General features: G+C 46.6%; 21 protein-coding genes and 4 tRNA genes. 17 read left to right on the top strand and 8 right to left on the bottom strand.

The genetic code is table 11. The features are described 5' to 3' along the window. The first annotated feature begins 142 nt into the window (after positions 1-142). Positions 143-625: a DUF4330 domain-containing protein gene (locus tag H5T88_00390; GenBank protein ID MBC7328794.1), complete on the top strand. Its 483-nt coding sequence runs from the start codon at positions 143-145 to the stop codon at positions 623-625. Next, positions 626-2974, top strand: a complete 2349-nt coding sequence (locus H5T88_00385; GenBank protein ID MBC7328793.1) for an O-antigen ligase family protein — start codon at positions 626-628, stop codon at positions 2972-2974. Here H5T88_00385 and ftsY read toward each other — a convergent pair. The 4 genes from ftsY to H5T88_00365 all read right to left on the bottom strand — a co-directional run bounded on the left by ftsY (position 2963) and on the right by H5T88_00365 (position 5607). Beyond that, on the bottom strand, positions 2963-3835 hold the full coding sequence (ftsY, locus tag H5T88_00380; GenBank protein ID MBC7328792.1) for a signal recognition particle-docking protein FtsY: 873 nt from the start codon (positions 3833-3835) through the stop codon (positions 2963-2965). The genes H5T88_00385 and ftsY overlap by 12 nt on opposite strands. After that, positions 3790-4281 carry a helix-turn-helix domain-containing protein gene (locus tag H5T88_00375; protein MBC7328791.1) on the bottom strand — a complete coding sequence of 164 codons (492 nt, stop codon included), beginning with the start codon at positions 4279-4281 and terminating at the stop codon, positions 3790-3792. The genes ftsY and H5T88_00375 overlap by 46 nt, the downstream gene beginning before the upstream one ends. 72 nt (positions 4282-4353) lie before the next feature. After that, positions 4354-5370 carry a tRNA preQ1(34) S-adenosylmethionine ribosyltransferase-isomerase QueA gene (gene queA, locus H5T88_00370; protein ID MBC7328790.1) on the bottom strand — a complete coding sequence of 339 codons (1017 nt, stop codon included), beginning with the start codon at positions 5368-5370 and terminating at the stop codon, positions 4354-4356. Next, positions 5371-5607 carry a DUF2905 domain-containing protein gene (locus H5T88_00365; GenBank protein ID MBC7328789.1) on the bottom strand — a complete coding sequence of 79 codons (237 nt, stop codon included), beginning with the start codon at positions 5605-5607 and terminating at the stop codon, positions 5371-5373. A 158-nt stretch (positions 5608-5765) separates the two neighbouring features. On the opposite strand from H5T88_00365, the gene H5T88_00360 reads away from it, so the two are divergent. The 7 genes from H5T88_00360 to H5T88_00330 all read left to right on the top strand — a co-directional run bounded on the left by H5T88_00360 (position 5766) and on the right by H5T88_00330 (position 12658). Next, entirely contained in the window at positions 5766-6605 is an 840-nt protein-coding gene (locus H5T88_00360) for a DUF1559 domain-containing protein (GenBank protein MBC7328788.1), read from the top strand. A gap of 81 nt (positions 6606-6686) precedes the next feature. Then, entirely contained in the window at positions 6687-7616 is a 930-nt protein-coding gene (locus tag H5T88_00355; protein MBC7328787.1) for an SDR family oxidoreductase, read from the top strand. After that, on the top strand, positions 7609-8205 hold the full coding sequence (gene gmhB / locus H5T88_00350) for a D-glycero-beta-D-manno-heptose 1,7-bisphosphate 7-phosphatase (GenBank protein ID MBC7328786.1): 597 nt from the start codon (positions 7609-7611) through the stop codon (positions 8203-8205). Before H5T88_00355 ends, gmhB begins: the two co-directional genes overlap by 8 nt. A 33-nt stretch (positions 8206-8238) precedes the next feature. Next, positions 8239-9594: a ribosome biogenesis GTPase Der gene (gene der, locus H5T88_00345; protein ID MBC7328785.1), complete on the top strand. Its 1356-nt coding sequence runs from the start codon at positions 8239-8241 to the stop codon at positions 9592-9594. Continuing rightward, positions 9591-10190, top strand: a complete 600-nt coding sequence (gene plsY, locus H5T88_00340; GenBank protein MBC7328784.1) for a glycerol-3-phosphate 1-O-acyltransferase PlsY — start codon at positions 9591-9593, stop codon at positions 10188-10190. Before der ends, plsY begins: the two co-directional genes overlap by 4 nt. Next, on the top strand, positions 10187-11185 hold the full coding sequence (gene amrS, locus H5T88_00335; protein MBC7328783.1) for an AmmeMemoRadiSam system radical SAM enzyme: 999 nt from the start codon (positions 10187-10189) through the stop codon (positions 11183-11185). The genes plsY and amrS overlap by 4 nt, the downstream gene beginning before the upstream one ends. Before the next feature lie 183 nt (positions 11186-11368). Further along, positions 11369-12658 carry a B12-binding domain-containing radical SAM protein gene (locus H5T88_00330; GenBank protein ID MBC7328782.1) on the top strand — a complete coding sequence of 430 codons (1290 nt, stop codon included), beginning with the start codon at positions 11369-11371 and terminating at the stop codon, positions 12656-12658. A gap of 60 nt (positions 12659-12718) precedes the next feature. Here the strand turns inward: H5T88_00330 and H5T88_00325 are convergent. The 4 genes from H5T88_00325 to H5T88_00310 form a co-directional block, all read right to left on the bottom strand. Further along, positions 12719-12806, bottom strand: a tRNA-Leu gene (locus H5T88_00325). A gap of 3 nt (positions 12807-12809) precedes the next feature. Continuing rightward, positions 12810-12884 (bottom strand) — tRNA-Cys (locus H5T88_00320). A 4-nt stretch (positions 12885-12888) separates the two neighbouring features. Next, positions 12889-12963 (bottom strand) — tRNA-Gly (locus H5T88_00315). 4 nt (positions 12964-12967) lie between these two features. After that, positions 12968-13042, bottom strand: a tRNA-Val gene (locus tag H5T88_00310). 20 nt (positions 13043-13062) lie between these two features. On the opposite strand from H5T88_00310, the gene H5T88_00305 reads away from it, so the two are divergent. The 8 genes from H5T88_00305 to H5T88_00270 all read left to right on the top strand — a co-directional run bounded on the left by H5T88_00305 (position 13063) and on the right by H5T88_00270 (position 18568). Further along, the gene (locus H5T88_00305) at positions 13063-13254 is read left to right on the top strand and encodes a hypothetical protein (GenBank protein MBC7328781.1); all 192 of its coding nucleotides are present in this window, start codon (positions 13063-13065) and stop codon (positions 13252-13254) included. 171 nt (positions 13255-13425) lie between these two features. Then, a complete protein-coding gene (locus H5T88_00300; protein MBC7328780.1) occupies positions 13426-14178 on the top strand; it encodes a TatD family hydrolase in 753 nt (250 codons plus the stop codon). 1 nt (position 14179) lies between these two features. Next, positions 14180-14488 carry a DUF1844 domain-containing protein gene (locus H5T88_00295; GenBank protein ID MBC7328779.1) on the top strand — a complete coding sequence of 103 codons (309 nt, stop codon included), beginning with the start codon at positions 14180-14182 and terminating at the stop codon, positions 14486-14488. Between the two features lies 1 nt (position 14489). Beyond that, on the top strand, positions 14490-14996 hold the full coding sequence (locus tag H5T88_00290; GenBank protein MBC7328778.1) for a nitroreductase family protein: 507 nt from the start codon (positions 14490-14492) through the stop codon (positions 14994-14996). A gap of 2 nt (positions 14997-14998) precedes the next feature. Continuing rightward, positions 14999-15271, top strand: a complete 273-nt coding sequence (locus H5T88_00285; GenBank protein ID MBC7328777.1) for an ACT domain-containing protein — start codon at positions 14999-15001, stop codon at positions 15269-15271. Positions 15272-15287: 16 nt separating this feature from the next. Next, the gene (locus tag H5T88_00280) at positions 15288-16649 is read left to right on the top strand and encodes a PFL family protein (protein MBC7328776.1); all 1362 of its coding nucleotides are present in this window, start codon (positions 15288-15290) and stop codon (positions 16647-16649) included. Between the two features lie 11 nt (positions 16650-16660). Continuing rightward, on the top strand, positions 16661-17113 hold the full coding sequence (locus H5T88_00275) for a hypothetical protein (protein MBC7328775.1): 453 nt from the start codon (positions 16661-16663) through the stop codon (positions 17111-17113). Positions 17114-17185: 72 nt separating this feature from the next. Further along, positions 17186-18568, top strand: a complete 1383-nt coding sequence (locus tag H5T88_00270) for a hypothetical protein (protein MBC7328774.1) — start codon at positions 17186-17188, stop codon at positions 18566-18568. Positions 18569-18673: the final 105 nt, after the last annotated feature.

The raw sequence follows: 18673 nt of genomic DNA, 5'->3' as shown, positions 1-18673 counted from the left end.
AAAGAACGATTCCCCTTTGGAGTTTATAGTAAAGCAATATGGAAAATTCTCCTTAGGAGTCTCAAATGTTCTAAAATTGAACCACCGATTTGGACTATTTTCCAAAAAATCTTATAATTGATTTTCAAAAGGAGGTCAAAAGATGAGAAGAAAATTCATCAATCCAATAGACCTTTTGGCGTTGATTTTAATCGTCGCTTTCCTCGTTTTCGTCTTTTTGCAGAAAGCGGGAAAGCATCCCCTTGTATCTGCCGAGGGGCAATTGAGGAAGATAGAGATAGATGCAATAGTGAAAGCTTTCCCCTTGACGGATTTGAACTGCGTGAAGCCAGGGGAAAAGCTCTTTATAAAAGTTAAAAATCAACCTTTTGATTGGGTCGTTGTGAAGGATGTGAAATTCACTCCCCGCCAAGCCGTCGTCCCAACGGGAAACGGTGGATACAAGCTCATTCCCAGCCCATCCGAGCCTTATACCGTGGATATCCTCTTCGTCCTCCAAGCACAGGGATATGTGAGGAGCGATGGCATTATAGTGGGAACAAAATTGAAAGTGGGAACCCCCATAGATTTAGAAGGAAGAATGATAGATGTTAAAGGGCAAGTAGCGGGAATTAGGGTGCTTTAAATGGAAAGCCTCTCCCTTTGGGAGAAGAGTTTCATCTACAATGCCCTAAAAAAATCTGGCGGCTTACTGAGGAAATATCTTCAGCCCTACGCCAGAACATCTTTTGTAGCGGGATGGATTGACCCTCTCCTCCAGCTTTCCCTCCTTCTCCTCCTCTTCCTCATGCCCTTCATCTCCTCGGGCAAAATCGCCCTCCTTACCTTCCTCTCCCTCATCCTATGGATAGCTAAAGGACTCACCAAAAGAGAGGAATGGACCCCCAAAATGGACCTCTTCTCCTTCCTCTTTCTCCTCTGGCTTGGCATCTCCCTCCTTTCCACAGGTCTATCTCCATTCTTCACACCCTCCCTAAAGGGATTCGCTAAGCTCCTCGTCTATCTCACCGCCTATTTCCTCTTTCTTTCAAATTTCGACACAAGAGGGAGAAAGGAAAGGGCTGTTTTCATCGTCTCCCTCTCAGCCTTAATCGTCTCCCTCTACGGAGTATGGCAAGAGATTATCGGGGTTGCTCCCCTCGCCCTTTGGGAAGATGTAGAGGCAATGGGGGGTAATGTCGTGAGGGTTTATTCCACATTGAGGAATCCCAATCTTTTGGGCGGATACTTGATAGGCGTGATTCCTCTTTGTCTAAGCCTTCTCATAATTAGGCGCGACTGGAGAAGACCACTTCTCGCCCTATCCTTTGTCTCCTCTCTTCTAGCGTTGCTCTGGACATATTCAAGGGGCGCCTACATCGGCTTTTTCGCTTCCATCCTCGTATTCTTCCTTCTCTTTCTTCGTCTCGCTTGGCAAAAGGGAAAGACAAAAGCGCGCCTCGCCATCGCTCTCCTTCTCGTCTTATTTGTCATGTTTTCCTCCCTCATCGTCATAGCTTCCCCAACCCTCAAGGGAAGGATAAAAACGATTTTCTCAATCTGGGGGCATACCTCAAATGTTACGAGGTTCACGATTTGGCAGTCATCCCTGCAGATGTTCAAGGATAATTGGCTGATAGGCATTGGTCCGGGAAACGATACATTCCGGAGAGTCTATGCCTTCTATATGCGTCCCCGCTTCAATTCCCTTGCCTCCTATAACATCTTCCTGCAAGTTGCGATAGAGAATGGAATCCTGGGATTAATTGTCTTTCTCGCTATGCTTTATGTCCTTTTCTCCCGGGGGATTAAACGCATCTCAGGAGAAGATACAAGCACAGCGATTTTGCTCATAGGCGCCATCTCCGCTTGCATAGCCCCATTATTTCACGGCTTAGTTGACACGATTTGGTATCGCCCTCAACCACAAATGCTATTCTGGCTCGCCGCTTCCTTAATCGTTGGGAAGCCAAGAGAAGTGAGAAGTGTTTTAGCTATGAATTTTGGAGGGATAGGCGATGAAATCCTCTTCCTTCCCACCTTGAGGGCTTTGAGGAAGAGATTTCCCTATGCCTATTTAGCAGTTGTGGGAGAACCACGAAGCATCTCCGTTTTAAAAGGAGAAGCGGACGAAATAATCCCCTTGGATGTTAAGGGGAGATTAAGTTGGAGCGAGCTTCTTCGTTTCTTATCCTATATAAGATATTTGAAGCCCGATATCGCTCTGGCATCAGGGACATCACCTTTTATTCCCCTCATGCTCTTTTTAAGCGGGGCAAGCGAGAGGATTGGCTATAAACAAAGCAAGTTGTCCTTCCTCAACACGAAAAATGCCGATGGAACGAGGAACGATTACATGGCTTTCGTTCATTTCAGATTGGCGAAGGCTTTGGGGATAGAGGAGTCGCCCTCCTTGCCCAGCCTTGAAATCCCGGAGGAAGCGAAGGAATGGGCGGACAAGTTTCTCTCTGAAGCAGGCTTTAAAAATGGGTTTATTCTGATTCACCCAGGAATCGGGAAGATGAGCATCAAAAGGGGAATTGATAGAAGGTGGGAAAATAACAAATGGAAGGAATTAATGAGAATTTTGAAGGAAGAAGGCTACGAAATCCTTGTTTCCCTTGGACCTGACGATAGAGAGATGGAGGAAGAGATGAAGATGCCCGGAATCCATTTTGCCTTTCCCCCCGACATCTTCAAGCTCGCCGCATTGATAGAAAGGAGTTCACTCCTCATTTGCCTTGATTCATCCGCGATGCATTTAGCGGTTGCTCGTGGAAAACCCCTCGTCGCCTTGTTTGGTCCCTCCGACGAGGAGGAAGTGCTTCCCAAAGATGAGAGATTTCGTCCCGTTTTTGCCAATTTGGATTGCCGCCCCTGCTTATGGGATAGGAGAAGAACCTCCTGTCCCGAATTGACCTGTATGAAGAAAATAGAAGTTGAGGATGTTTTGAAAGCTGTTAGGGAAACTATCCCTTTTTCCCTAACTGAATAAGGCTTCTGTGAAGGCGACGGGGTCGAAATCCACCAAATCCTCCAACTTCTCTCCCACTCCGAGAAGTTTTATCGGAATTCCCAATTCTTGCTTAATGGGTATAATCGCTCCCCCCTTCGCCGTTCCATCATATTTACAGAGAACTATTCCCGTCACATCACAGGCTTCCAAGAAAGCCCTTGCCTGCTGAATCGCGTTCTGTCCAATTGTGGCATCAAGAACTAATAAACTCTCATCGGGCTTTCTCCCCAGTTGTCTCTCTATCACCCTGTTTATTTTCTTCATTTCCTCAAGTAGATGGTTCTTCGTGTGAAGGCGTCCCGCTGTATCTATTAAGATGAAGGGAATCCCCCTTGCCTTTCCAGCGGAAATCGCATCAAAAACTACCGCAGCGGGGTCCGCGCCCTCCTTTTGCTTTATCACATCCACCCCAATCCTTCTTCCCCATTCCTCCAACTGCTCTGCTGCCGCCGCTCTAAAAGTATCCCCCGCTACTAATAAAGATTCCTTCCCTTCCTTCTTTAACCTATAGGCAAGCTTGGCAATCGTGGTCGTTTTCCCCGTCCCATTGACTCCGAGGAAGAGATAAACAGTAGGTGGTTCGGGGAAAACCCTCAAGGGAGAAGCAGGGGAGAGAATCTCTATTATTTTGCTCTTCAAAGCGCTAAAATCCCCATTCTGCACCAAGGGAAGCAGTTGCTCCGTCATCTTAACACCTACATCAGCGGTCAATAAAAGCTCTTCAACCTCGCTCAAAAGCTTAGCATTCGGTCTTCCACCTCTTAAGATTTCTCTAATTCTCGCGAAGATTCCCCTTATTTTTCCTCCCCTCCTTTCAGCAGTCCTCTCTCTTCCATAAATCGCAGAACATCCGACAGACGAAATCTTCTCTGATTTCCCGCAGTTCTAAAAGAAGGCAATAGTCCCTTATTCGTGTACCTCCGAACCGTCATAGGACAGACATTGAGCAGGCGCGCAACATCCCGCAAGGTTAAAACGGGGTCAAGCAGCCTTTGAAGAAACTCTTCTCTGCTTTCCTTCCTCGCCCTTTTATAACCTTTAATCACCTTTTCCTCCCCTACCCCCTTTAGCTCCACTTTCTCAGGCAATGTGAAACTCACCCCTCCACCCTTTGGACCCTCTTTTCCACCTATATAAATCTCGTCAAATACAATCCCCTTTCCTTCCTTCTTCTCCGGATGGGAAGGCTGAGAAGTATCCTTGCCTTCCGCCTCCTTCTTTATCTTTTTCTCCAATTCCTTCGCTTGCTTCTCCACATAATCAAACCAATCCTTCAAACTACGCATTTGGTATCACCTTTTTATAAGTTTTTAATTAAAAATTATACTCATTTTACCTTCTCGTCAACATAATAAGCCCTAAATTATGAACATCGCATCGCCCAAACTCAAAAATCTATATCCCAGCCTCTTAGCCTCCTCATACGCCTTGAAAATTAGCTCCTTGCCAGCGAAGGCACAGGTCAGAAGAAGAGGCGTTGAAGCAGGAAGATGAAAATTCGTTATTAAAGCATCTATTATCTTGAACTTATATCCTGGATAAATGAAAAGGGAAGTGGTCTGTCTTCCCGCTATCACCTTTCCATTTTCCTCGGCGCTTTCCAAAGTCCGCACAACGGTGGTTCCTACAGCTATTACCCTCCGCCCTTCCTCTTTCGCTTTATTAATTTTCTCCGCTGACTCTACGCTTATCTCAAATTCCTCCTCCTCCATCTTATGTTCCTCCACATTCTCCGTGCGAATGGGTTTGAAGGTCCCCAAACCTACCTTGAGAGTTATGTAAACTATCTCCACCCCCTTTTCCTTCAAAGCATCCAAGAGAGAAGGCGTGAAATGGAGACCAGCTGTGGGAGCAGCAAGGGAACCTTTTCTTTTTGCGTAAACGGTTTGATAGCGTGAAGGGTCTTCCAATGGTTTCTTAATATAGGGTGGCAAGGGAAGCTCGCCAAGAGAGAAGGGAGAAACGCCCTCGGGAAATTTAAGCTTCCAAATTCCCCTTTCCCTTCCAACAACCTCGCAGAAGATTTCCTCTCCTTTTGGAGTAGAGAAAATTATTCTCCTGCCAACACCTATTCTCCTGCTTGGACGAAGGAGAACGGAAAACATGTTATTTTCGTCTTCCTCTAAAATCAAGACCTCTACTTTTCCACCCGTGTCTTTCCGTCCCTTTAACTTAGCTGGAATGACCTCTGTATCGTTTAAGACGAGCAAATCCCCGGGATTTAATAGATTGACGATTTCCCTGAAAGCGGGTAAATGGATTATCTCTCCTGTTTTTCTATTTAAAACAAGGAGGCGGGAGGAATCCCTCGGTTCAATGCCTTCTTGGGCAATGAGATGGGGCGGCAATTCATAGATAAACTCCGATACTTTCATTCATCTCCTGAAGAGAAATGATAGTAGGAAAAAGAGAGCAGTTAGGAAAACGCTGAGGAGAATGCAAGTGGTGATAGGGAAGAAAAAGGTAAAGTTATCCTTTTGAATAAAGATGTCGCCCGGGAGGAGCTTCCATTTCCAGCCAGTTGTGGAGAGAAGGAGGATGATAACGCCCGATAGGAGGAGGAAACCTCCCATGAGGATAAGGGATTTCGCTATAAGCGAGAAGGCGTTCATAGCAATAAAAATTTTAACTTCCCAGCCTTCGTGCGTCAAAAAATGCAATTCTTAAAATAATTTATTAAAAGTTTTTAAAAAACTATTGACAAAAAATCGGCTTGCAAGTTATAGTTATTATTGATTAAACTAATTTAATAGGAAAGGAGGTGAAAAAGATGGTAAAGCGCCGTGGTTTCACCTTGATAGAATTGCTCGTCGTGATCGCTATCATAGCGATCCTGGCGGCAATTCTATTCCCCGTCTTCAGTCGCGCTAGAGAACAAGCTCGTAAGTCCAACTGTCTCTCTAACTTGAAGCAGATGGGCACAGCTATGTTGATGTACGCCCAAGACTGGGATGAGACGCTCCCCCTTGCGATGCCAGGCTGTATACTCCCAGGCGCTAAACAATGGTGGGCTGCGATTTATCCCTACACCAAGAACGCTTCTATCCTCCACTGCCCCTCCGCTGCAAACCCCTGGACATGGTTCACTAACCCAGGAGGGCAGTGTGGAGGCGGTCCTTCCTGCACAGAGCTCCTTCCCGGAATGCCTGCTCAGGGCAACTTCATCAGCTATGGCGCTGCAATTGGCATTCTTGGAAGCATAAGATGTGCTGGAGGAGGCACTATGTACGCCTGCAATGGCTTGGCGGGAAAGCTGACCGCTATGCGCGATGTCCCCAACACCGTATTGGTAGCTGATTCCACAAGAGGCATTTTCGGTGGCGGACCCCCCGGGCACGCGGCAACGCTTGGCGATGGCACAGTTGCTCCCATCGTCTTCGCTCAAAATCCTGGCAACCTCTGCCCCTACGGTCCCTGCGGACACAACTTTGCTTCCTTAGACGACGCGCTTAGAGCCCTTGGGAAGGACGAGGATGCCATGGCACGCCACACTGGCGGAGCGAACATCCTCTTCGCCGATGGACACGCGAAATGGCTGCCGATTAGAAAGATTCGCGCCAAAACCGCAGGTGGAGACCTCGTCCTAACCGCTTACGAAAACAACTTATGACGGTTTGCGGGGAGCGGCTTTAAGCCGCTCCCCGCAAAAAATTCTTGCCTTTAACCCCCTTTCACTTTATTATTTCTTTCTATGAAAATCCTTATAACAGGCGGAGCAGGTTTTATTGCTTCTCATATAGCCGATGCTTATATTGAACTCGGTCATTCCGTAATAATCGTGGATGACCTCTCCACAGGATTTGAGGAGAACATCAACCCAAAAGCTAAATTCTACAAGCTGGATATAAGAGATTTGGAGGGCTTGAGGGAAATCTTTGAGAAAGAAAAGCCCGAAATCGTCAATCACCACGCCGCCCAAATAGATGTCCGCAAATCCCTCAAGGATTTCATCTTTGATGCAGATGTCAATATCATGGGCAGCTTGAACCTTCTAAAGCTCTCCCTTGATTACGGAGTCAAGAAGTTCATCTTCGCCTCAACGGGTGGAGCCATCTACGGCGAACCCCTTTATATACCCGCCGATGAAAAGCATCCCGCCCTTCCCCTATCCCCCTATGGCGCCGCCAAGCTCTCAATTGAACATTATCTCTATGTATTCCATCAAAATTTCTCCCTCCCCTATATTTCCCTCCGCTATGCCAATGTTTACGGTCCAAGACAAAATCCACTGGGAGAGGCGGGAGTCGTCGCCATCTTCACAGATAAGATGGTGAAGGGGGAAAGACCAATCATCTTCGGCGATGGCAAGCAGACAAGGGATTTCGTCTATATAAAGGATGTTGTCTCAGCGAACATAATAGCCCTTAAGACGGAGACAGTTGGGGTCTTCAATATCGGAACGGGTCAGAGGACTTCAGTTAACGAAGTCTTCAGGAAGATAAAGGATGCTCTGGATGAAGAGATTGAACCCATTTACGCGGAGGAGAGAAAAGGAGAAGTGAAGCATATAGCCTTGGATTGCTCCCTTGCGGAAAAGGAACTCGGCTGGCGCCCTCAATACGATTTCGATTCTGGTTTAAAGGAAACGATAGAATTTTACAAAAAACTAAGAAATGCCTAAGAGGGCGGTCTTCCTTGACAGGGATGGAGTGATAAATCTCAATCGCCCCGATTATGTGAAAAGTTGGGATGAATTCATCTTTTATCCTTTTGCAAAGCTCGCTCTATCAAAGCTCGCAAAAAGCAATTTTCTCATAATCATTGTCTCCAACCAATCCTCGGTGGGGAGGGGAATAGTAAAGAAGGAAACGGTGGACGACATTAATCAAAGAATGAAGGAGGAAATAGAGAAGGAAGGCGGGAGAATAGATGCTATCTATTATTGCCCTCATAAGCCGAATGATGGTTGCCCCTGCAGAAAACCTAATCCGGGTCTACTCCTCAAGGCATCCGAGGAATGGGATATAGATTTGAGGAAATCATATATGATAGGCGATGCCCTATCCGACATAGAGGCGGGGAAGAGAGCCGGTTGCTTTTCCATCTTCGTATTGACGGGTAGAGGCAAGGAACAATTACACCTTTTCCTCAATTCCCCCTACCAATATGACAAACTCGCCCTTGACCTTTTAGACGCAGTGGATTGGATATTGAAAAGAGAAGGCTACTCCGCCAGAGAAGAGTCCCCCACCGATAACCCTCAAGATTGACTTCTTTACTCGTCGTCGTTATCCTTTATAATGATGAAATATGGTGTTGTTGCTATCGTTGGAAGAGTAAATGTCGGAAAGTCCACCCTCTTCAATAGATTGGTGGGCAGGAGAATGGCGATAGTGGAGGGTGAGCCAGGAGTCACACGCGATAGAGTTTATGCCCTTTGTGAATGGCAGGGAAACCTCTTCTCCCTCATAGATACCGGCGGTATGTTTCCTCCTTTCCTTGACTCCGTGACCGAGCAGGTGATGAAACAGGTTGAACAAGCGATAAAGGAAGCGGATGTAATCCTCTTCGTCGTTGATGTCGTTGATGGTCTCACGGTCTCCGAAGAGGAAATAGCTGAGAAATTGAGGAAGCAAAATAAACCAGTTATAATCGTCGCGAATAAATGCGATGTCAAAAGAAAGCGCTGGAAAATAACGGAAGCGGACTTGAACAGCTTAGGGGGACAGGATATAGTCTACATCTCCGCCTTGAAGGGGGAAGGAATAGGTGAGCTCCTGGATAAGATAATCTCCTATCTTCCCGAGGAAACCCCTCCCTTACCCAGAGAAGACCAGATAAAAATAGCGATAGTGGGAGCCCCAAATGTGGGAAAATCCAGCCTTTTAAATGCCATCTTACAAGAGGAAAGAGTGATAGTTGACAAGACACCGGGAACTACCAGGGATACCATTGATACCCCTTTCCAATGGATGGAAAGGGATTTCCTTCTCATAGACACAGCGGGAATAAAGAGGAAAAGCAAACTCCAAAGTTTGGTGGAGTACTTCGCCCTCGTTCGCTCCCTTAAGGCAATTCAAAGGACGGACCTCGCCTTCCTCGTTTTGGACGCCTCCTACGGGGTAAGGAGGGCGGATAAAAGGGTTGCGGGCTACATTCAGGACGCTTATAAAGCCTGCATAATCGTTGCCAATAAATGGGATTTAATAAGAGAAGGACACAATAAAAAGGTACAGAGGGAGTTCATAAAATTGGTGCGAACGGAAATGCCTTTTTTGGATTACGCCCCCGTCGTATTCACCTCCGCCTTGAAAGAAGAAGGTATCTACGATTTGCTCAATAAGTCCCTTGAGGTTTACCAAAACTTCACAACCCAGCTTCCCATTGAGGAAGTCGCTTCTATCCTGAAGGAAGCCGTAGAGAAACACCCTGCTACGGAAGGTAGAAAGTATCTCAAGCTTTATCAAGTGGAGAACGCCGGCGTTAAACCGCCAACTTTGAGTCTTTATGTTAACGTTCCCGACATAGCTGATGCATCCTATCTCCGCTATCTGGAAAATTGCTTGCGAGTAAGATTCCCGCTTGTGGGTTCGCCTATAAAGTTGCTCTTGCGAAAAAAGAAGAAGGTTCCCATGAAATTAAAGGAGAAAATGAGATGAAAGAATTTTTCCTTTGCCTATTCTCCTTTCTTTTCGGTTCCATTCCCTTTGGGTTTCTCATCTGCAAATATCGCTTGGGCATAGATATCAGGAAGTTGGGAAGCGGAAACATAGGAACAACGAATGTTATCAGAGTGGCTGGACCATCTTGGGGAATCTTGGTTCTTTTCCTTGATGCCTCCAAGGGATTGATTCCCGTCCTCATCGCGAGGAATCTCCATTTCCCTCCTATCTTTATAGTTCTCGCTGGCATACTATCAATCCTCGGACACATCTTCTCCCCCTTCGTTGGCTTGCGCGGAGGAAGAGGTGTAGCAACAGGACTTGGAGTAGTCATCGGTATCGCCCCAACCGTCGCTTTTATTCTTTTCTTAACCTGGCTCATAGTCGTTCTCCTAACCCGCTATGTCTCCCTTGCCTCCCTCACAGCTGCCTTCCTATTCCCCATAATAATGGCTATATATAAATCCCCTCTCCCCTTCTTCCTCCTTTCAATAGCCATCTCCATCCTTGTAATCGTCAGGCATAAACCAAATGTTGAAAGGCTCTTGCAAGGAGAGGAACACAAAATTGGAAAGCGGGTGAAACCCCAATGAAAGAAGCGCTATTTTGGGAAGAAAAGGGAGAGGGCAAAATCCAATGCCACCTCTGCCCTCATAATTGCCTTTTGGATAAGGGCAAGATAGGAATCTGCAAAGCTCGTCAAAACATTGACGGCAAACTTTATTCCCTCGTATATGGGGAAGTGACCTCCATCGCCCTTGACCCAATAGAGAAAAAGCCCCTTTACCATTTCTACCCCGGCACATACATTCTCTCGCTTGGAACCTTCGGCTGTAATTTCTCCTGCGATAATTGCCAAAACTGGCAGATTTCCCAACAAAGAGCGCCCACCCGGTATTTCTCACCAGAGGAAATCGTCTCCATAGCTAAAAGTGAACAGAGGAATATCGGCATCGCCTATACTTACAATGAACCTCTAATTTGGTATGAATTCGTTAGAGATTGCGCAATTTTAGCGAAAGAAGAAGGCTTAAAAAATGTCCTCGTTACAAACGGCTATATAAATGAGGAACCTCTTCTTGAGCTTCTTCCCTATATAGATGCAATGAATGTGGATGTGAAGGCGATGAACGAGGAATTTTATAGGAAAATACCCAAGGGGAAGCTTGCTCCCGTCCTCCGCACAGTAGAAATGGCTGTGAAAAACGGCGTTCATGTGGAAGTTACCAATCTCATCATTCCTACCCTGAACGATAAGGATGAGGATTTCAATGCCCTCATTGATTGGCTCTACAGCATTGATAAGTCAATTCCTCTCCACTTTACTCGCTATTTCCCTGCTTTTCGTATGACCCTCCCTCCTACCCCAATTTCAACCCTCATCCACGCAAGGGAGTTGGCTATGGAGAAGCTTGATTATGTTTACACTGGGAATGTCCTATATGAGGAGGGAGAAACGACTTTCTGCCCGAATTGTAAAAAAGCGGTGATAATTAGATTTGGGATGGGGGTAAGGGAAAAACATCTTAAGGGAAACAGATGCGCCTTCTGCGGTGAGAAGCTACGGATAGTTGACTTTTATGAATGATTAAGCGTTGTCTTCGTCATTGCGAGGCTTCCCGAAGGGAAGCCGTGGCAAACTCTTCTCGGAGTAGAAGCGGCAAACAAAGCTTTTGGCATTTCAGGAAGCCCAATTCTCAACAAGACCCAATAATCCATGGAATTATACAAAAATAGAAAAACCATTGCCTAAAGTGGTATAATTTTTAATATGAGGCTTTACCTCGTTCATCCTGACCCAAATTATTATGAGAGGAAAGAATTAAAGGAAAGGAAATCCCTCTTTCCTCCCCTGGGTCTTTTGCAGGTAGCAGGATTGACCCCGCCTGATATTGATATAAAGCTTACTGACGAAGCCATTGAGGATATAGATTTTGAATATCCCGCCGACTTAGTGGGGATAAGCTTCAATACAGCCTCCGCTATAAGAGCCTTTGAAATAGCGAAGGAATTCAAAAAGAGGGGTGTTAAAGTTGTGATGGGAGGAGCACATCCTTCAATGATGCCGGAGGAATGCGCCCAATATGCAGATGCTGTTTGCATAGGCGAGGCGGAATGCTATTGGACGAGGCTATTGGAAGATGCCAAAAAAGGAAACCTCCAAAAGTTCTATCGTTGTGAGGGATTCCCTTCCCTTCAGGGTATCCCTTTTCCACGAAGAGACCTCTTAGACCCCAAAAAATACGCGGTGTTTTATACTGTCCAAACCACACGAGGTTGCCCCTATAACTGCGAATTTTGCTCCGTTACTCGCTTTTTCGGAAGAACTTATCGCACACGTCCAGTTGAAGAAGTGGTAAAGGAAGTGGAACAATTAGAAGGGAAAATCATTATATTCGTTGATGATAATATCCTCGGAAACCCAAATTATGCAAAGGAGCTCTTCAAAGCTCTCATTCCCTTAAGGAAAATCTGGCTCTCCCAAGGCTCAATAAATATGACCAAGGATGAGGAGCTTCTGCGTTTAGCTGTTCGTTCTGGATGCAGGGGATTGTTCATCGGATTTGAGAGCATCTCTGAAGATGCTTTAAGGGAAGCGGGGAAGAAGCACAATATCGTTGAGGAATATAGAAGCGCTATAAGGAGATTACACGATGCGGGAATAGCGATAATTGGCGCCTTCATCTTCGGTTTTGATAGCGACGATAAAGATGTATTCAAGCGGACTGTGGATTTCGTCTACCGCGAAAAAATAGACCTTCCCCAATTTTCCATCCTAACCCCATTGCCAGGAACAGCTCTATACGAGAGGATGGAAAAAGAGGGAAGGATATTTTCTAAGGATTGGTCAAAATACACGGGAAACCACTGCGTGTTTTACCCAAAGAATATGACGCCGGAGGAATTGGAGGCAGGTTTGGAGTGGGCTTATAAGGAGATGTGCAATTTCTTGCCCCTCCTCAGACGCACCATTTCCTTTTCCCGTCGCTTACCCGTGTCTTTTCTTCTTAACTATTACTACTATAAAACCGTCAAGGATTGGCTGAAGAGAAAGAGATAGGGAGGTTAATTATCCTTGAGCATCAAGTTCACTTTTTAAAACAGGGGGGAATTTCTTGATTGGTGGGCGGGGTGGGACTCGAACCCACACGCCTCGGGGAGGCAGCGGATTTTAAGTCCGCGGTGTCTACCTGTTCCACCACCCGCCCTTTTGGAGGCGGCGCCCGGAATCGAACCGGGGCTTAGCGGTTTTGCAGACCGCTGCCTTACCTCTTGGCTACGCCGCCATCTTGGAGCGGGCGACGGGATTCGGACCCGCGACCTTCAGCCCGGGGAGCTGACGCTCTACCACTGAGCTACGCCCGCTTAATGGTGGGCGAAGTAGGACTTGAACCTACGACCTCTTGCTTGTGAAGCAAGCGCTCTCCCTCTGAGCTATTCGCCCTCTTCAAAATTATATATTATATGCAATACCGCTATTTGTCAATAACATATTTCGGTAAAAATACCGTCATTCCAATCCTATGCCTTCTTCCCACATTTTCCTTCCTTGATAACCCAATGAGGGAGTCAAAACCCAATATCGGCGCCGAAAGAGAAAGAGCAAGTAAGATTATGAAGATAGGGGTAGTCTGCGGATACTTCAAATCAAATTAAGGGACCTTAATGGATTTTGGGTTCTTTTATTGTCCTTTTCTCCTCTTTCCACATGGGTCGCTTATGACGAAAGCCTTCTCTCCAAACCGCGACATCTCTTTGCCTAATCTTTTCATTGCATCACATAATTCTAATTGACATTTAAATTTCCTTACTTCATACTTAATCCTGATGGTTGATACGCACTGCCACCTCTCACATCCCGACTTTAAAGGAATAGAACAGGAGGTCATTAAAAGAGCATTTGATGCCGGCGTGCGCTGGCTCGTCATCGTCGGCTATGATATCCCCTCAAGCCAAAAAGCCCTCCAAATGAATCACTACCGCTTCCCCGTAGCAGTGGGAATCCATCCCCACGATACCGCTCACCTCAGGGAAATAGATTTTAAAAGAATTGAATCCCTTAGCGAATCTGAAGAGGTCCGCGCCATCGGGGAAACCGGCTTGGATTTCTATCGCTTCCTCTCCCCTCGCAATAAACAGGTGGAATCCTTTATCTTTCACCTTGACCTCGCAAAACGCAAATCCCTACCAGTCATTGTCCACTCCCGTGGAGCAGTTAAGGAAGTGCTCTCCATCTTGAAGGAATTTCCCGATTTGAAAGTCGTCCTTCACTGCTTTGAGGGAACGAAAGGAGAGCTTATAGAAGCTATTGATAGGGGTTATTATATCGGGGTAGCGGGAAATATCACCTATCCTCGCTCCTCAATGCTGGATACGCTGAAATATCTCCCCGTGGATAGGTTACTTTTGGAGACCGATTCCCCCTACCTCGCCCCTCAACCTCATAGAGGGAAAACGAACGAGCCTGCTTTTCTTATACATATCGCTGAGAAACTTGCCTCTCTTCTCAATCTTCCATTAGAATATATAAAGGAATGCTCACTTTACAATGCAGAAAATCTATTCAAGAGGTGCAGATGATATGGCAGAGGAAAAAGAAGTCCAGCTTCCCAACATTTGGGAGATTTTGAAAGCTTTTATTATAACGCTCTCCGAAAACGCTTGGCGCTGGATGGGTTTAGTAGTTAACCCTATAACAAACAAGCCCGAAAAGGATATGGAACAAGCGAGGGTAGCGATAGACTGCATTGATATTTTAGTGCAGAAGCTGGAGGGAAAGTTGGGTTGGGAGGAGATAAAGAGCTTCAAGGAACTGCTGGCGAATCTCCAAATGAATTTCGTTCAACAAACTCTAAAAGAAGGAGGAGAGCAAAGTGAGCAACAGTCTTGACATCTTCTTCCAGAGAAGGAGCATAAGGAAGTACGAGAAAAAAGAGATACCTTGGGAGGACTTGGCAAAGATATTGGAAGCGGCAAGGTCGGCTCCCTCGGCAGCGAATCGGCAGCCTTGGCACTTCGTAGTTGTAAGGGAGCCTGATAGGAAGCTTGCTTTGAGCCGTGCCTGCCACGGGCAGACCTGGATGGCTGATGCGGATTGTATCATCTGCGGAATCGGTCTCCCCGAGGTGAGCGAAAAGTGGTATATGGTTGATGTAGCCATTGCTATGCAGAATCTCGTCCTCGCCGCAACAGCTCTTGGTTATGGGACTTGTTGGATAGGCGCATTTGATGAAGACGCGGTAAAAGAGGTTCTGGAAATTCCCGCTAATCTGAAGGTCATCGCCCTAACACCCCTTGGGGTACCAGCGGAGAAGCCAGCTCAAAGACCGAGGAAGCCCTTCCACGAGGTCTTCTCCCTTGATAAATTCGGCAATCCCCTCCATTTAAAGGACCTATAACAATGGAAAGAGCGGTCGTAACGGTAATAGGTAAGGACAGGGTCGGAATCGTCGCAAATATCTCCTCAATCCTCGCTAAGCATAATGTCAACATCCTTGATATCAGCCAAACGATTATGCAGGACCTATTTGCGATGATAATGCTGGTGGATATCTCCCAAGCCGATGTAGACCTCTCAACCCTGAGGGGGGAGATTGAAGCTAAAGCGAAGGAGATGGGGCTTCAAGCCATCGTTCAACACGAGAACATCTTCAATTATATGCATAGAATTTAGATAGGAGAGACAAAGGATGCCCATTTCACCACAGGAAATATTGGAAACCATCCGAATGATTCGGATGGAACATCTGGATATCCGCACAGTAACGATGGGGATAAGTCTTTTGGATGTAAAGGGGGATTCCATTGAGGCGCTCGCGGAGAATATCTACAAGAAAATAACGGGAAAAGCGAAAAATTTGAAAGCCACTGTAGAGGAAGTGTCAAGCAAATACGATATCCCCATCGCCAATACACGGATAACTGTCACGCCAATCGCCCTCATAGCTCGAGCTAATGAGGAAGATGACCTTTTCCCCATAGCTGAAGCTCTTGATAGAGCAGGCAAGGATTTGGGGATTGATTACATAGGCGGCTTCGGCGCCCTCGTGCATAAGGGATGCACGCCCTGCGACATCGCTTTGATGAACAGCATCCCAAAGGCTCTCGCCAAATTGGAAAGGGTCTGCTCCTCCGTGAATGTAGCCTCCACGAAAAGCGGTTTGAATATGGAGGCTATCCTTCTGATGGCGGAGAAGCTTAAGGAAACCGCCGAGCTATCCGCCGAGCGAGATTCTGTCGCCTGTGCCAAGCTCGTAATCTACTGCAATGCCCCCGAGGACAATCCCTTTATGGCTGGTGGATTCCACGGAGTTGGGGAGGGAGAATCGGCGATAAATGTCGCTATATCTGGACCGGGAACGGTTAGGTCCGCCCTCTCCAGATTGAAGGACGCCAGCTTCAACGAGCTCACGGAGGAAATCAAGAGAACCGCTTTCAAGATAACGAGAGTGGGAGAGCTGGTGGGAAGGGAGATATCCGCCAAATTGGGCGTTCCCTTCGGGATAGTTGACCTCTCCCTCGCCCCTACACCCGAGGAAGGGGATAGCATAGCGGATATCCTCCAAGCAATGGGCTTGGAGGAATGCGGAGCCCCTGGCTCCCTTGCCGCCATCGCCCTCCTCACCGATGCAGTGAAGAAGGGAGGGCTCTTCGCCTCCTCCTCCGTTGGAGGGATGTCGGGCACCTTCATTCCATTGTCTGAGGACGCGGGAATGGCGAGGGCAGCAGAGAGGGGAAGCTTGAGTTTAGAGAAATTGCAAGCTATGACAGCCGTTTGCTCCGTTGGCTTGGATATGGTAGCCATTCCCGGCGATACACCGGTTGAGACAATCGCCGGCATAATCGCCGATGAAATGGCTATCGGAATGATGAATAACAAAACCGTGGGAGTGAGGATAATCCCCGTAATAGGAAAGAAGGCTGGGGAATGGGTGGATTTCGGTGGGCTCCTCGGAAAAGCACCCATTATTCCCGTCAGCTCTTTCCGCTCGGATGCTTTCGTCAGGAGAAAGGGGAGAATTCAAGCTCCCGTTACAAGCTTCACTAATTAAGGTCTTTTTCAATGTCCTTCAAAAGGGATAGGCGCCCTACCTGGCGGTTGATTAACTTCTCCTGCTCGGTAGCAGCTATCCTCATCCTCTTCATAGCCCTCCTTTACACTATGTTCGTCCTGAAGATGGCAGGTGACAAGCGTTTCCAAAGGAAGTTGGAGCAGGCAGTTAAACTCCAGAAATGCAAAGCAAACCTCAAGGAATTGGGAAAAGCGTTGGAAAGATACAAAGAGGGCACCGGTGATTACCCCGATAATCTATCCCAGCTCCTTCCGCTCTATCTGAAAACCCCTACCCTTCTCCATTGCCCGAACGACCCCTCCCCTCCTGATAAGATAAGCTACCAATATACCAAACCAAGAGGAAATGACCCGAAACAAACCGTTATAATCTGCAATCATCATCCCAACCCCCTTGCCCTCCATCTCAATGGAGAGCTGGAGGTTCTTTTTAGAAGAAAATAAAAATCCTCATATCTACGGAGAGAAACTTTTCCCCTCACCAAAAAATCTAAGATAAAAAGGAGGAGATGTTTTATGAGAAGATTTTTTGTTTTCCTTTTGCCCCTTCTCACTATCCTCGCTTTTACAAGGGAGTTGGAGTTGACGGTTTACAATCAAAACTTCGGCTTGGTGAAGGATGTGAGGGTTATGGAGTTGAAGAAGGGGGAAAGCATCGTCAAGGTTAGCGATATACCCGCACTCATAGACCCAGCAACAGTCCATTTCAAATCCCTCACCGCTCCAGAAGCTGTAGTCATCAAAGAGCAGAACTATGAATACGACCTCATAAATCCCCAAAAGCTCCTATCCAAGTATATCGGGAAGCAAATAAGAGTGCGTCAATTCCATGATGGAAAGGAAAAGCTCATTGAGGGGACACTGCTATCAACTACTGGAGGAACGGTCATCCAAACGAAGGATGGAATCGTCCTCAATCCCTCCGGACAAGTTGAGCTCCCCTCCCTTCCCGAAGGGCTCATCTCCAAGCCCGAGCTCGTCTGGGACATAATCTGCGAGAAAGAGGGAAAACATACAGTTGAGCTTTCCTATATCACAGAGGGCTTGAGTTGGAGGGCGGACTATGTCGCGGTAATCAATCAAACTGACGATAGAGCGGATTTCAATGGCTGGGTGACCGTGACTAACACAAGCGGGACTACATACGAAAACGCAAAGCTCAAGCTCATAGCTGGTGATGTGAGAAGGATAACTCCTTCCCCTCTTTATAGAGAAGAGGCTCCCAAAATGGCGGGGTTATCAGCAAGAGGAATAGGCTTCACGGAGAAACCATTGTTTGAATATCATCTCTATACTCTGCGCTATCCCACCACATTGAAGGAAAACGAGACTAAACAGATAAGCTTCATTGAGGCGCCGCAGATAAAAGTGAAAAAGATTTTTCTGTTTGAGATGCCATCCTATCAGGCATTTTGGTGGATATCCCCATCACCAGAATATGCCAGCCGGGAGAAGATTCAAGTGAAGATTGAAATAGAGAACACAAAGGATAACAATCTGGGGATTCCCCTTCCCAAGGGAATCGTTAGGGTTTACAAAGCTGACCAAGACGGCTCATTGCAATTTGTAGGCGAAGACCAAATTGACCACACCCCCAAGGATGAGAAATTTAGGCTCTACCTTGGCGATGCCTTTGATTTGAAAGGGGAGAGAAAGCGAGTGGATTACATTCAAATCGCCGATGGTGTTTTTGAATACGAGATGGAAATCTCCCTGAGAAACCATAAAGAGGAGGATGTGGAGATAATAGATGTGGAGAAATTGACGGGAGATTGGCAGATATTGAAGTCAAGTCATCCCTATGAGAAAAAGGATTTCCAGACGATAGAGTTCAAAGTGAAGGTTCCGGCAAATGGAGAGGTTAAGATAAATTATCGGGCTAGGGTAAAGCAGAAATAAGCCTTCGGCAGAGAGCCTGTGGAATCCTGTTTCTAAGAAAAAGAATTGGAAAACAATTCACTCTTAAAAATGGGGATTGCTGGCATGGGTAAAGTTTTTGAAAAA

It is taken from the genome of bacterium (assembly GCA_014360495.1).
Taxonomy (GTDB): Bacteria; Armatimonadota; JACIXR01; order JACIXR01; family JACIXR01; genus JACIXR01.
Note: the sequence above shows the minus strand (reverse complement) of the source record. Positions and strands in the feature narration are given on the sequence as shown.

Bases quoted from the DNA above. Each gene is read 5' to 3' on its own strand.
- H5T88_00390 (MBC7328794.1), top strand. From the start codon at position 143: ATGAGAAGAAAATTCATCAATCCAATAGACCTTTTGGCGTTGATTTTA.
- H5T88_00385 (MBC7328793.1), top strand. From the start codon at position 626: ATGGAAAGCCTCTCCCTTTGGGAGAAGAGTTTCATCTACAATGCCCTA.
- H5T88_00375 (MBC7328791.1), bottom strand. From the start codon at position 4,281: ATGCGTAGTTTGAAGGATTGGTTTGATTATGTGGAGAAGCAAGCGAAG.
- queA (MBC7328790.1), bottom strand. From the start codon at position 5,370: ATGAAAGTATCGGAGTTTATCTATGAATTGCCGCCCCATCTCATTGCC.
- H5T88_00365 (MBC7328789.1), bottom strand. From the start codon at position 5,607: ATGAACGCCTTCTCGCTTATAGCGAAATCCCTTATCCTCATGGGAGGT.
- H5T88_00360 (MBC7328788.1), top strand. From the start codon at position 5,766: ATGGTAAAGCGCCGTGGTTTCACCTTGATAGAATTGCTCGTCGTGATC.
- H5T88_00355 (MBC7328787.1), top strand. From the start codon at position 6,687: ATGAAAATCCTTATAACAGGCGGAGCAGGTTTTATTGCTTCTCATATA.
- gmhB (MBC7328786.1), top strand. From the start codon at position 7,609: ATGCCTAAGAGGGCGGTCTTCCTTGACAGGGATGGAGTGATAAATCTC.
- der (MBC7328785.1), top strand. From the start codon at position 8,239: ATGAAATATGGTGTTGTTGCTATCGTTGGAAGAGTAAATGTCGGAAAG.
- plsY (MBC7328784.1), top strand. From the start codon at position 9,591: ATGAAAGAATTTTTCCTTTGCCTATTCTCCTTTCTTTTCGGTTCCATT.
- amrS (MBC7328783.1), top strand. From the start codon at position 10,187: ATGAAAGAAGCGCTATTTTGGGAAGAAAAGGGAGAGGGCAAAATCCAA.
- H5T88_00330 (MBC7328782.1), top strand. From the start codon at position 11,369: ATGAGGCTTTACCTCGTTCATCCTGACCCAAATTATTATGAGAGGAAA.
- H5T88_00305 (MBC7328781.1), top strand. From the start codon at position 13,063: ATGCAATACCGCTATTTGTCAATAACATATTTCGGTAAAAATACCGTC.
- H5T88_00300 (MBC7328780.1), top strand. From the start codon at position 13,426: ATGGTTGATACGCACTGCCACCTCTCACATCCCGACTTTAAAGGAATA.
- H5T88_00295 (MBC7328779.1), top strand. From the start codon at position 14,180: ATGGCAGAGGAAAAAGAAGTCCAGCTTCCCAACATTTGGGAGATTTTG.
- H5T88_00285 (MBC7328777.1), top strand. From the start codon at position 14,999: ATGGAAAGAGCGGTCGTAACGGTAATAGGTAAGGACAGGGTCGGAATC.
- H5T88_00280 (MBC7328776.1), top strand. From the start codon at position 15,288: ATGCCCATTTCACCACAGGAAATATTGGAAACCATCCGAATGATTCGG.
- H5T88_00275 (MBC7328775.1), top strand. From the start codon at position 16,661: ATGTCCTTCAAAAGGGATAGGCGCCCTACCTGGCGGTTGATTAACTTC.
- H5T88_00270 (MBC7328774.1), top strand. From the start codon at position 17,186: ATGAGAAGATTTTTTGTTTTCCTTTTGCCCCTTCTCACTATCCTCGCT.